Here is a 12,430-nt window from a genome sequence, read left to right as displayed (position 1 = left end):
GTGCGCTCTTACTTGACCTGTTTGGGTGAGCTGTAGGAGTGCATTCTTTCGCTCTCACATGGAATTCCGGCTCGCTCTGTCCTATGTGGATGGTCGATGTCCTGGTTGCGATCATGAACGGTGATTTCGGGGGCGCGCTCACATTTGCGAGGCCCTGTCACCCGTTTGGAGTCGTAACGCTGCGTTATCCGGGAGCGACGTAGTGACCGTCTGTGCTTGGGTTGGGCCAAGAGGAGTGTGGGCTGGTGGGCTTCTGGGATCGCTTCCGTCGCAGGGCTGCCGCGCCTGCTCATGCCGTTGCAGTGGCACCGGTCCAGCGATTCGACGCGAGGCCGACAGCACCTCCGACACCAAAGCCGCAGGTGCCGACCTGGGTTCCACCTGGCGTGACCATCCAGATCGGGCGGTACGCCGTTCCGGGCGGGATGATCTACGTCGGACCAGTGCCCCGGCACGTGTGGGGCACCGACGAGATGCCGGAGAGCATCGATCCCGCGCTGAAGGTCAACTACGCGAATCCCGACCGTGTCGGCCACGGGATGTCGTACTGGCCTGCCTACCACGCGATCTCCCCAGCCAACCGTGGTGGGTACCTGTCATGGCTCGCGGGCGGGCGCAAGGCGCCGGACGCCTACATCGGGTACGTCTTCCTGTTCTTCTACGGGCTTGAGCGACGCGTGCTCATCGATGCTTCGAGCGATTCGTCGGCACGAGCCGATCTGCGGCGCATCTACGCCGAAGTGTTGAGGCTTCAACGGCTCTACGGTGGGAACAGGTCGTTCAACGGCTATGCCACGAAGTTCCAGCAATGCCTTGAACTGATGCTCACAGCCGAGGGGGAGAGCTCTTCCGTTACCCCGCCGGATCCGGCGACCGCGGTGCGGTATCCAACGCCTGTAGCGCTCCAACTCGGGCTCGGCATGCTCGCCCGCGACGGGCAGCCGGTACCGGCGGAATGGGCCCTCAGCTGGGCGTTGCTGCACCCGGAGATCTATCCCCGCACGCCCGCGGCCCGGTGTCCCGAAGAGTTCCGGAAGTTGTTCCAGGAGCGCTATCGGCGAAGGCATGGGGTGGGTTTGCGCATCCGGCCGTCGAAGCAGCTCGTGTCGTTGTCCTACCGCCCGGCGAGTGGTGGTCTCGGCACCACGCAGGTCGGCCTCGACGTTCCTGACGTCGTCGCGGAACCCGCGGCCACCCGTGAGCTCGCGGACCTGGTCGATGAGTGCACCGCGGCGCTCGATGCGTACAGCAGGCTCATCGGCAAGCAGCCGGATGTCGCGAACTCGTTGGCGGCGGCGGCATTGCTCCCCGCGGAGTTGCTGAGCACCAGCGGTGAAGCGTTGCGGCCCGTGCGTGAGTTGATCGATCGGACGCTCGGTGACGCAGAGGCGCCTGTGGTGGTGCCTGCGGCTGACCTGGTCGCACTGTGGCCGGCGCGTACTCCCGGCAAGTTCGGGAAGGTGGACGCGGTCGGGCTGGCGCAGTTGCTGGAACGGCTCGGCGTCGGTGTGGAGCCTGACGTCCGCATGGGCGGGCCGGTGTTGTCGTCCGGCCCTGCTGTGTTGTTCCGCCTCGGCCAGGAGCAACCGGCGGTCGCCAGTCACGAGTACGCCGCGGCCACCACGTTGTTGCACCTCGCCGCTGTCGTGAGCGCGGCGGACGACGAGGTGTCGGAAGCCGAGCGGGCACACCTGACCGGCCACCTCGAGACGGGTCTGCACCTGTCGGCCGGTGAACGTCAGCGCCTCAGCGCGCATCTGACGTTGCTGTTGGCTTCGGAGACCAAGCTGACGGGGTTGAAGAAGCGGCTCTCGGTGCTGACCGCGGCACAACGAGGTCACGTCGCTGACTTCCTCACCATGGTGGCAGCCATCGACGGTCACATCTCTCCGGGTGAGGTCAAGACGCTGCGCAAGATCTACACGCTGCTTGAGCTGGACCCGGAGTCCGTGTACGGCAGGTTGCACGTCTCCGCGGCGGCCAAACCCGCTCCTGCGACGGAGCCGGTCACCATCGGTACACCCGGCCCGAAACCCACGGGATACCTGATCCCGCAGCCGCAGCCGGCCGCTACCGGTCAGCTCGTGCTCGACCGCGAACTCGTCGAGGCCAGGCTGGCCGAGACTGCCGCGGTCTCGGCCCTGCTGGCCGACATCTTCGTCGACGAAGCCGACGATCCCGCTCCACCACCTGCCGCAGTCGCGATCGACGTGCCCTCGGTCCGCGGACTCGATGCCGCGCACTCCACGTTCGCCCGCCGGGTGGCTGACAGCCCGCGGTGGACCAGGAGTGATCTGGAAGCGCTGTGCGATGAGCTGGGTCTGATGCTGGAGGGAGCGTTGGACTCGGTGAACGAGGCGGCGCTCGACGCGGTAGACGAACCTCTCGTCGAGGACGACCACGACGAGTTCCGCATCAACGACTATGCGCGAGGAGCACTGCTCGCATGACGACCGCAGCCACCCGAATCCGCCCCCGCGACCGCGACGCGATCGTGCAGTCCCTGCGTGCCGGCGTGGTGCCGCGGGCCGGGCAGCAGCACGTCCAGGTCGGACGCCACCACGAGGTCAACTCGCTGGTTCGCGACATCGACCGGATCGCCGACGGTGGGTCGACCGCGCGGTTCGTGATCGGCGAATACGGTTCCGGGAAGACGTTCTTCCTGCACCTGGTGAGGTCGATCGCACTGAAGCAGAAGCTCGTCACGATGCACGCCGACCTCGCCCCCGACCGGAGGTTGCACGCCACAGGAGGTCAGGCCCGCAGTCTCTACGCCGAACTCGCGCGCAACACCGCGACCCAGGCCAAGCCGGACGGCGGTGCGCTGGGCGCGGTTGTCGAGCGGTTCGTCTCCCAGGCGCTGGCCACGGCGCGGGAGCAGGGCAGCAATCCGGAAGCCGTGATCCGGCAGAGGATGGCCGACCTGTCGGAGCTGGTCGGCGGTTATGACTTCGCCGAGGTGATCGCGGCTTACTGGCGTGGTCATGACACCGGCAACGAGCAGCTCAAGTCCGACGCGGTACGGTGGCTGCGCGGCGAGTTCGCGACGAAGACCGATGCGCGTGCGGCACTGGGGGTTCGCACGATCGTCGACGACTCCAGCTTCTACGACCAGCTGAAACTGCTGTCCCGCTTCGTGCGGATGGCCGGCTACAGCGGGCTGCTGGTCTGCCTCGACGAGATGGTCAACCTCTACAAGCTGACGTCGTCGCAGGCACGATCGGCGAACTACGAGCAGGTCCTGCGCATCGTGAACGACAGCCTGCAGGGCACCGCCGCGCACCTGGGTTTCCTGTTCGGCGGTACCCCCGAGTTCCTGATGGACACCCGTAGAGGGCTCTACTCCTACGAGGCGTTGCAGTCCCGGCTCGCCGAGAACTCCTTCGCAGCAAACGGACTGAGCGACTACTCGGGGCCGGTGTTGCGTCTGTCGAGCCTGACCCAAGAGGACTTCTACGTCCTGCTCACCAAGCTCCGACACGTCTTCGCCAGCGGCGAGCCCGTGGACTACCTGCTGCCCGACGAGGCGCTGCACGCGTTCATGCAGCACTGCTCGCAACGGATCGGCGACGCCTACTTCCGCACGCCGCGGACCACCATCAAGGAGTTCCTGAACCTGTTGTCAGTGTTGGAGAACAACCCCGGCACCGACTGGCGGCCCCTGCTCGGTGGCGTGCGGCTGGAAGCTGACGTCAACCCGGATCTGGAACCGCTCACGGACGTCGCAGGCGACGATGACCTCGTTTCCTTCAAGCTCTGAACCTGTCCGGTCGTCCAGCTTCCCAGCGCTGCACCACGCGGTGCAGCGCTGGGTGTGGCAGCAGGGTTGGCCGGAACTGCGGGACATCCAGGAGCGCGCGATCCCGGAGATCCTGCCCGGTGACCGCGATGTGATCATCGCCGCGGCCACGGCATCCGGAAAGACCGAGGCCGCGTTCCTGCCGATCTGCTCGGCGCTGCTCGAAGAGCCCGGTGCGGGCATCCGCGCGCTCTACGTCTCACCGCTCAAGGCGCTGATCAACGACCAGCACCGGCGGTTGGACGAGCTGTGCGGACGTCTCGAGGTGCCGGTGCATCGCTGGCACGGCGACGTTGCCGGGTCGGCGAAGGCCAAGCTGCTCTCGAAGCCCGAGGGCATCTTGCTGATCACCCCGGAGTCGCTGGAAGCGATGTTCGTCCTGCGCGGTGGCGACGTCGCGCGGATCTTCGCTTCGCTCGGCTGGGTCGTGGTCGACGAGATGCACTCGTTCATCGGAACCGAACGGGGTGCGCAACTCCAGTCGCTGCTGCACAGACTTGAGCTCACGGTGCGGCGACCGGTGCCTCGCGTCGGGCTGTCCGCGACGTTGAGCGACATGGCCACCGCCGCGGACTTCCTCCGCCCTGGGGACAGCAACGCTGTCCGGGTGCTCGAGTCCACGGACAGCGCGGGTGAGTCGAAGCTGATCGTGCGTGGATACGCCGATGAGGTGCCGGATGACGAGCCGACCGACGAGCCCGCGAGCAGCATGGCGATTGCCGAGCACCTCTTCACGACCTTGCGGGGACGCAACCACCTGGTCTTCGCGAACCGGCGCGGCGCCGTCGAGTACTACGCCGACCACCTACGCGCGCTGAGCGAAAACCGGGGTGTGCCCAACGAGTTCCTCCCGCACCACGGGAATCTCGCGAAGAACGTCCGTGAGCACGTGGAGGAACAGCTCCGCAGCGCCCGGCCCACGACCGCCATCTGCACCTCCACGCTGGAGATGGGCATCGACATCGGCTCTGTGACCTCGGTGGCGCAGATCGGCGCACCTCCGGCCGTCTCGGCTCTGAGGCAACGCCTCGGCAGGTCCGGCCGCCGGGGCGAACCGTCGGTGCTGCGGGTCTACATCACCGAACGGGAGATCTCGTCGACCACTCCGCCCGCCGACCAGCTCCGCGCTGAGCTCTTCCAGACCGTCGCCATGATCGACCTGCTCGGCGAACGCTGGTACGAACCGCCCGACACGTCGGCGTGGCACCTCTCCACGCTGGTCCAGCAGGTCCTGTCGGTGATCGCGCAACACCAGGGCGCCGCGCCGGCACAGCTGTGGAAGGCCTTGTGCGCAGGCGGTCCGTTCGCCCACGTCGACCAGGAAACGTTCGTCGAACTGCTGCGCGACCTCGGCCGGGCGGAGCTGATCCAGCAGGAGGACGACGGCCTCCTGCTGCTCGGGGCCGCAGGAGAGGCGATCGTCAACCACTACAGCTTCTACGCGGCGTTCACCAGCGGCGAGGAGTACCGCCTCGTCAGCGGAAACCGCAGCCTCGGCACCATTCCTGTGGTCCACCCGATCATCGAGGGCCAGCTGCTCATCTTCGCCGGCCGCCGCTGGCAGGTCGTCTCGGTCGACTCGAACGCCAAGCTCATCGACCTGGCACCCGCTCGCGGCGGCAAGGCACCGAGGTTCTCCGGCGGTTCCGCGGAGATCTGCGACGAGATCCGCCGCCGGATGCGGTGGTGGTACGAGTCGGACGACGAACCGCCCTACCTGGACGCGACAGCACAGCGCCTCCTCGCGGAGGGCCGCCAGTCCTACCGGCGTCTCGCACTCGGCGAGAACCCCGTGCTCGCCTGGGGCGATGACACCCTGATCTTCCCGTGGCTCGGAGACCGCGTGCTGAACACGCTCGCAGTGTGGCTGACGACCGCCGGCTACGAGACCAGCACGGACGGCGTCGCCGTGGCGATCTCCAAGTGCACGCCCGCCGAGCTCGGCCACGCGGTCCGGCAACTGCTGGCCAGCGACGGGCCGACCGCCGTCGAGCTCGCCGCGGAGGTGCCGAACACCGTTGTCGGCAAACACGACGCGCACCTCGGACGACCGCTGCGAGAGCGTGCCTACGCCCACGGCAAACTCACCTTGCCTGCTGCCCGTACCGTGCTCCAGACCCTCGCCAACGTTCTACCGGTGGTCGACATCGACCCCATCGCAGGTGTGCCCGCACCAGTCGCGTACTCGACGCTCGACGACCTCTCCTTCGCCGTGGTGGACCTGGAGACGACCGGGTTCGCGCCGCGCCGAGGAGACCGGGTGGTCGAGATCGCCGTCGCCCGGCTCGGACCGGACGGTGAGCGGCTGGGGGAGTGGAGCACGCTGATCGACCCCGAGCGGTCCCTCGGTGCGTCCTGGGTGCACGGCGTCACCAAGTCCGACGTGGAAGGTTCACCGCGCTTCGCGGACGTGGTGGACTTGATCGCGGAGCAGCTGCACGGCGCGATCCTCGTCGCGCACAACCTGCCGTTCGAGCTGAGGTTCCTCGAGGCCGAGTTCCAGCGTGCCGGCAGGCCACTGCCGGTCGACACCGGGATCTGCACACTCGAAGTGGACAGGCTGATCCACAACGCCGGGCGCCGGAAGCTGCAGGATTGTTGTGCCGCAGCAGGTATCGACACCGCAGGGCCCGCACACCGCGCCCTCGCCGACGCGCGCACGACCGCAGACCTCCTGCGGCACTACCTGCGCCTGCCACCGCCGACAGGGATGACCCGCGACTGGTTGAAACGGCGATCCTTGGTGAATCCGGGCGCGATGCGACTGGATCTTGGCGGTGGCAGGCGTGTCACCTCGCGCGCACGCGGTTGATCGGAGGTGTGCACGATGACGGCACACGTGTTGCCAATACAACAACCCTGACGTCGCGAGGACCGTCCACCGCCGGATCCTGAAGCACGCGAGAGAACACCCGCACTATTGATCGCTGGACAACCCATCCAACGCCTCGTGCAGCGAGTCCGCTTCCACCGAACCCAGCTCCCGGTACACACGGAGTGAGGCGAGCCACCACCGGCGGGCCTGCGCGGTCCGTCCGGTGGTGGCGGCCACGTCGCCGAGCCAGCGAAGTGCGCGGGCTTCTTCGTGACGGCTTCCGGAGCGTCGGCTGTAGTGGACGGCCCGGTGCAACGCGACCTCGGCTGCCGTGTTGTCTCCTGCCTGGTGCTGGATGCGGCCCAGCCGGCCGAACCCCTCGGCGGCGTCGATGTCGAGCTGCAGTTTGAGCGCGATGTCCAGAGCCTCCTGGACGTGCCGGACGGCATCGTCGTACCGCTCCAGCTCCATCTCGGCCAACGCCATGCCGCGCAGGGTGATCCCGATGTTCCGCGTCGCTCCGGCGCTTCGATACCAGTCGAGTGCGAGTTGCTGACTGCTCAACGCCTCCGCGAACCGCCCTCGCCGCCGCAGCACGGCGGCGAGGTTGGCCAGTGCGTTCGCCCTGCCGTGACCGTCTCCGAGTTGCTCGAACAACCGGCGGGCCCCGTTGTAGTGCCCCTCGGCCTCGTCGAGCAGTCCTGCCTCGACGAGTGCCATGCCGAGGTTGTTCCGCGTCCTGGCCTCAGCGAGCGGGTCACCGGCACGAATGGCGGCCGCGAGCGCCTTCTCATGGGTGCCGCGCCAGCCGTCGAGGAGCTTGTCGAGGAAGTAGTAGTCCCGCAACGTGTAAGCGAGTAGCCAGGTCCGCTCGTCGAATGCCGGGTCGTCCAGCGCGCACATGGCTTCCAGGTTCCGGCGCTCGACCTCGAACCACCGTAACGCCTCCTGCCTGCCGTCCAGCACTGGAACAGCGCGAGGTCTGTCCGGCAGGGGAAGACGAAGCCGGTGCGGCATCACGAGCCGGCCAGCGTGGTCGGCGGAGTGGAGGTAGTGGTCGAACAGCATTTTCAGCGCGTAGTTCTTGTTGTCCGCGTCCTCCGTCGACTCGCTGATCTCCGCTGCGTAAGTGTGCAGCAGATCGTGCACGGCGAACCGGCCGTGACCAAGATGCGACACGAGGTGCCTTTGCCCCAATGACCGCAACGTTCGGATGGTGATGTTGTGCGCCAGTCCGAACAGGGCTGTGGCGGCGTTTGTGCTGAACTCCGTGTTGGGATGCAGGCCGAGTAGCCGGAACGCGCGCGCCTCGTGCGCGGGCAGGCGCTGGTAAGACCAAGAGAAGACGGTTCGCACGGCGGAGTGGGCGTCGTCTTGCGTGTCAAGGGCACCGAGTCTTGCGCGCGTGTCGATCAGCTCGTCGACCACTTCGTGGATCTCGTCCGGCTGGTCGGCCAGGCGTTCGGCGACGATGCGCAGCGCGAGAGGAAGCCCGCCGCAGTAGCGCGCCAGCTGTGCGGCCGCCTGCTCCTCGAGTTCGGCGCCCACGGCCTCGTTCAGCAGCGCCAAGCTGTCCGATTCCGACAACGGCCCGATGGTGACCGCACTGGCGGGGTGGTGGATCGCGAGGCCCCGCAACTGGTGACGGCTGATCACGACGACGGAGCACGAACCGGCTCCGGGCAGCAGTGGTCTGACGTGCTCGACCGAATGTGCGTTGTCCAGCACGACCAACGCTCTGCGGTCGCTCATCAACGTGCGGAAGTGCGCCGCGCGCTCCTCAACGGTGGCGAGTTCCTCTGGCCGGGCGTGGCCGAGTGCCCGCAGGAATCTCGCTAGAGCGTCATTCGGGCTCAGTGGGTCATCAGTGCCGAACCCGTGCAGGTCCACGTAGAGCTGACCGTCCGGGAAGACCGCCGTGTTGTTCTCGGCCCAGTGCAGGACGAGCGCGGTCTTCCCGACTCCCGCCATACCGGTCAACACGGCGAAGCCTTGAGGCAGAAGGGCGTCGTCGAGCTGTTCCAGGAGGGCCGCCCGGCCGGTGAGCAGGCGGCCGGGCGCGGGCAGCTGACGCGGGACGATGGTGGGTGGTGCGTGGGCAACGGTTATGTGCACACCGCCGTGGATGGCGCCGGCCTGCACGACGCTGCACGCTGTTCCCGCCATCTCGTTGTGCACGTTCACCATGACTTGATTCTGAGCCGTTCATGGCCTCGGAAACGATGCTCTGCTCCGGTGACGTCCGACGATCAGAACTCGGCCAGGATCTCCGCGTCGAAGTTCTCGTAGGCCGACACATCGGTTTCGGGCTTGAGAACAAAGGTTCTCATGCATTCCGGCGCGATGTCGTCCAGCACGCCGTCGACCGTAGCGAGAATCTCCTTGCGGAGGCCGTAGTAGAAAGTCCGGATCAACGCACTCCTCGCCTCACGACCGAGGTTGTGAACCTCTCCTTGAATCGACTCGTCCAGATTGACCCTGACGTTGCGAAGCGAGAGCTGTCCGAGTTCGTGCTCCACGTGGACTGCGTCGCCCTCGGCGCCGCCTGCCGAGGACACCGGTGGCGTCAGGTCACCCGCTTGCAGCCAGTCGCTGCCGACGCGCTTCACCGGGCACCCGATGTCCTGCAGCCGCTGGGCGAGGAGCTGACGTTTCTCGGCGCTGTTGTCGAGGCGGACCGCGTGGTAGCCGTCGATGTCGGTGAACCTTCGGACCTTGCCGAACTCGACAAGCAGGGTGCGGTCGGGTTCAAGCGCTAATGCCATCCCTGCCTCGAAGATGACGTTCGGCCGTGCCTGACCGGTCGGCCGGAGGTCGCGGTCGTCCTCGTCGTCGGCGTGTTCCGGCTTCAGTTCCACGATGTCGTCCGGAGTCGAAAGCACGATGATGGCGCGCCCCTTGCTCATCACGGTCCGTAGGACCTCGCCTATGTGCGGCAAGCCCTTTCCGGTCTCGCCGAGCACTTCGGCCCATTCGACGGGATCCAGCCCGATGGCGCGAAGGAACGTGTAGAACTCGCGACGGGCCTTCTTGTCTCGTCCGTGGATGACGAAGACCGAGTTGTCCCGCGTCTCCGCCTTCACCTCGGCACGTGGCGTGACCGCACGTGGCCTGCCGAGCCGCGCCTGCGTCTCCAGGAGGATGCGCTTCTGCTCGGTGACGGGCTCCAGGAAACAGCGCTGGTATGGGTGCTGCCAATACCCCATGCGGCCGTTGTACTGGCTTGGTGGCTTTTGCCAGTTGCCGATGAACTTGACCCGTGCGCGCCTGGGCTCGTGGAGGAAGCTCTTGACGCGGGGAAACATCAGGCTGCCCTCGTATTGGGTGCGGAACTGCTGTTTCAGATCGCCGGGCAGCAGTGACAAGCACTCCGCGTACCAGATCTCGTACTTGGCACCGAGCGCGAGCGCGGCTGACTTCCCTTCGGCGTCGTCGTCGACCTGGGCGCGCTTGGCCAGCGCATCGAGTTCGGTCACCTGTGCGATCAGTTCGTCGAGCCCTGCCGACGGGCCCCGTACCTCCATGAGCGGAGTGTATCGCCGCACGTCGACAGGAAATCCGCGGTCCCGCCGACAAGTGGTCAGCTGAGGCACTCCCACGTGCTCGTGACCTGGCCTCCGAACCGGGCCTGCATGAAGCAGACCAGCCGGACGAGCTTCGTGGCGGAATAGTTGCTGCGGCAGGCGTTGAACGCGCGCTCGTGAGCTTGTCGCCATTTTGAGGAAGGTCTCGGCGTATTGGGCGAAGAGTGTAATCGTCGAGCAGTCGCGCGAGGCTCACCGCTAAGGGCATCGGACTACGTACTTGAACTTGAGATCAGTGTCCGTCTCGTACCGTCGGTCAGGAGGGTAGCAGCGCGGCGCGGTCTATCCGCGTTCCAACAGCGGGAGCGCGGTTCACTGGTCGGTTGTTCGGTACGGGCTTGTCGCTGCCAACTAGGCCGCCAGCAGCCGCGCGATGATCGCCGCACCCATGCTTTCCCCGGTACTGAACGCGTCGAACGGCAGATCGTAACCGCTGAGCGATCGGGTGATGTCGCCGTTCGCCGCAGTGCGCAGGTCGCTACGGGCCGAAAACAGCAGGCACGCGAGAAGGACGGCAGCGTGAACCTCGGCTCGGATGCCCGCTGGAAGGGTGACGACACCAACGGCTGCACCCTGGAGATTCTCGATGAGAACGCCGTGGTGAGGGCGGACAGCCGCAATCGCAAGACACCCACCGCCGGAAACAACGAGCAGTGCCGCGGACCCGTGCGCGAACTGGCGAGATAGTTCTACGCCGCCGTACAGCCGCAATGATCAGCTGAGTCGGCAAGCCGCACACGACGTTGCCCCAGCTGCGTTCCTGTGTGCAGAACGCTCACGCGCTGATCACTCACGGCAGGGAAGCCCCTGCGCGAGCACGTCGAAGTGCCGTTGCTTCGACCACTCCGTCCGATCACCGATGACGTAGAGCCTGCGCTTCGCACGGCTGACCGCGACGTTGACGAGGTTGGGTTTGCTCGCCGCCCACTTCTTTGCGCCGGCCTGCGCGGATCTCCGCCCAGGACCAGGATGACGATATCCGCTTCCTTGCCCTGAGCTGTGTGGACGGTTCCAGCGACCAGTCCTGGATACCGTCGCCGGTGTTTGCCGATCTCCATTGCGACGTCCCGAAACGGTCCGATCACCATCACCTCGGACATGTCGAACCCGGACTTCGCGAGGTAGACGAGCATGTCACCGAGCTTCTTGCCCTCGGCCGGTTTCCAATGGCCGCTGCTTTCCTCGCTTGAGATGTGCAACCACTTGCTCTCCGGCAATAGCTGGTCACCCGACGGAAGCGTGAGGTCCTTGCTGCGATGGCCGCCCTTGATCATCATTCCGTCGTATGCGATCTGGTTGACGATGCCGAACATCGGCTCGTCGCACCGCCTCTGCACACGCAGCGGAGACCCGACCCAGATCGGCCCGTCGTCGGTGGGCAGATGGGTGCCGAGCAGCGTCAGCTGATCCGCCAGCTGCTGCGCGGATGTCCGTGCGGGCAACCACTTCTCGTCGACGCCGTGGTCACCCCGGATCGCCTGCTGAACGCGGAAGGGCAGTGAGACGATCGGCTTGAGCTGAAGTGGATCGCCGACGACGACCACCCTCCTGCTGCGCCAGATCGCACCGACAGCGTCCTGCGGGGTGGCCTGTCCCGCCTCGTCGATGAAGAGCCACCCCAGCGACTCGGGCCGATGCCCGCCGGCGGCGGGCCCTGCGGTAGGTCATGAGCGCGATCTGGATTCCGTGCTCAGCGAGCACGGAATCCAGATCGACTCGACGCCGTAGACCTGGTACCACTGATAGTCGATCAAGTCGACGATCAGTGGTACCGCGGGCCGAGTTCCCGCGTGAAAAAGCCGAGGCCAACATCAGGCTTTTGTTGGCCAGCTTGAGATCTCGGACTTCCTTCCGCAGCCGCAGCAACTGCTCGTGCTCGGCCGGCAGCCGTCCCTGCGACGGCCGCGCAGCGGGCTGGGAGCCCTCCGTAAGCGCCTTCTTGATCCATACCCGCAACGTCTCGTAGTGCACATCGACCAACGGGTCGATCGCCCTGGCGGCGGCATGCAGAGACTCGAACTCATCCAGACGCTCCGAGTCGGCTGGTAACCGAGTGAGCCGGAGGGTGAAGCCGTAAGCGTTGCCTCTGAAGGCAAAGACGAGACATGGTGAACACTTGTGTGGCAGCGAAGAGGTCACCAGCAGTCTGATGAGCGTCGATTCGCTGAACTGCGGTTTTGTCAATCTTGGCGACAAGGCTTCGCGTACATCTCGCGAGTTGAGGGAGGGCTT

At 66.3% G+C, this 12,430-nt stretch carries 7 protein-coding genes; 4 read left to right on the top strand and 3 right to left on the bottom strand.

Annotated elements, in window-relative coordinates; genetic code table 11:
• The first annotated feature begins 212 nt into the window (after window positions 1-212).
• The 3 genes from ADL03_RS16550 to ADL03_RS16540 are packed head-to-tail and all read left to right on the top strand — an operon-like array spanning window position 213 to window position 6,611.
• On the top strand, window positions 213-2,450 hold the full coding sequence (locus ADL03_RS16550) for a TerB N-terminal domain-containing protein (RefSeq protein ID WP_082373198.1): 2,238 nt from the start codon (window positions 213-215) through the stop codon (window positions 2,448-2,450).
• Window positions 2,447-3,760 (top strand): ATP-binding protein, encoded by a 1,314-nt coding sequence (locus ADL03_RS16545; protein ID WP_053734346.1) that lies wholly within the window; start codon window positions 2,447-2,449, stop codon window positions 3,758-3,760. The genes ADL03_RS16550 and ADL03_RS16545 overlap by 4 nt, the downstream gene beginning before the upstream one ends.
• A 52-nt stretch (window positions 3,761-3,812) precedes the next feature.
• Window positions 3,813-6,611: a DEAD/DEAH box helicase gene (locus ADL03_RS16540; protein WP_197288380.1), complete on the top strand. Its 2,799-nt coding sequence runs from the start codon at window positions 3,813-3,815 to the stop codon at window positions 6,609-6,611.
• 105 nt (window positions 6,612-6,716) lie between these two features.
• Here the strand turns inward: ADL03_RS16540 and ADL03_RS16535 are convergent, their stop codons facing one another.
• The gene (locus tag ADL03_RS16535; RefSeq protein ID WP_053734345.1) at window positions 6,717-8,801 is read right to left on the bottom strand and encodes a tetratricopeptide repeat protein; all 2,085 of its coding nucleotides are present in this window, start codon (window positions 8,799-8,801) and stop codon (window positions 6,717-6,719) included.
• A gap of 62 nt (window positions 8,802-8,863) precedes the next feature.
• Window positions 8,864-10,138 (bottom strand): TIR domain-containing protein, encoded by a 1,275-nt coding sequence (locus ADL03_RS16530; protein WP_053734344.1) that lies wholly within the window; start codon window positions 10,136-10,138, stop codon window positions 8,864-8,866.
• A gap of 579 nt (window positions 10,139-10,717) precedes the next feature.
• Here ADL03_RS16530 and ADL03_RS48425 point away from each other — a divergent pair.
• A complete protein-coding gene (locus tag ADL03_RS48425; protein ID WP_197288379.1) occupies window positions 10,718-10,885 on the top strand; it encodes a hypothetical protein in 168 nt (55 codons plus the stop codon).
• Window positions 10,886-10,887: 2 nt separating this feature from the next.
• Here the strand turns inward: ADL03_RS48425 and ADL03_RS16525 are convergent, their stop codons facing one another.
• A complete protein-coding gene (locus ADL03_RS16525) occupies window positions 10,888-11,805 on the bottom strand; it encodes a DEAD/DEAH box helicase (protein ID WP_255353371.1) in 918 nt (305 codons plus the stop codon).
• Window positions 11,806-12,430: the final 625 nt, after the last annotated feature.

Origin of the sequence: Nocardia sp. NRRL S-836 (assembly GCF_001279525.1) — a bacterium.
In the GTDB taxonomy this organism is placed as follows: Bacteria; Actinomycetota; Actinomycetes; order Mycobacteriales; family Pseudonocardiaceae; genus Lentzea.
The sequence above is the reverse complement of the archived record's forward strand: the minus strand, read 5'-3'. Positions and strand labels throughout refer to the sequence as shown.

Bases quoted from the DNA above. Each gene is read 5' to 3' on its own strand.
- ADL03_RS16545 (WP_053734346.1), top strand. From the start codon at position 2,447: ATGACGACCGCAGCCACCCGAATCCGCCCCCGCGACCGCGACGCGATC.
- ADL03_RS16535 (WP_053734345.1), bottom strand. From the start codon at position 8,801: ATGGTGAACGTGCACAACGAGATGGCGGGAACAGCGTGCAGCGTCGTG.
- ADL03_RS16530 (WP_053734344.1), bottom strand. From the start codon at position 10,138: ATGGAGGTACGGGGCCCGTCGGCAGGGCTCGACGAACTGATCGCACAG.